Annotated in this window: 1 pseudogene; it reads left to right on the top strand. The window is 52.7% G+C overall.

The window, feature by feature from the left end:
- Positions 1-414 (top strand): annotated as a pseudogene (locus UF06_RS08045) (sodium-dependent transporter); the annotation flags it as partial.

A 414-nucleotide genomic window follows, 5' to 3' on the forward strand; every position in this document is an offset into this window, starting at 1 on the left:
GCGGCCGGCTCATCCGTTTTATGCTGGGAGCGATCACCGGTCTGCTCAGTCTCGACGCTGCCAGTGCGTGGTTTAAAGGCTATAGTGTTGAGCGCCACCCGTTTGGTACCTTGGTTTTCTATGTGTTGACCATTCTGAGCGTGCAAGGGGGCGTAAAACAGGGGATCGAAAAGTGGTCTACCTGCTTGATGCCAGCACTGCTTGTGCTGTTTGCTGTGCTGTTTGTCTACATCATGACGCAAAACGGCGCGATGGAAGGGTTGAACCACTATCTCGTGCCCGATTTCAGACAAGTGTGGGATAGAAAACTGATCCTAGCGGCAATGGGGCAAGGTTTCTTCTCGCTCATCATCGGTGGTTGTTCGCTGCTGCTCTTCGGCCCTTACCTGTGTAAGAAAGAGAACCTGCCCATAA

The organism is Vibrio sp. S234-5 (assembly GCF_000960595.1).
Lineage (GTDB): Bacteria > Pseudomonadota > Gammaproteobacteria > Enterobacterales > Vibrionaceae > Vibrio.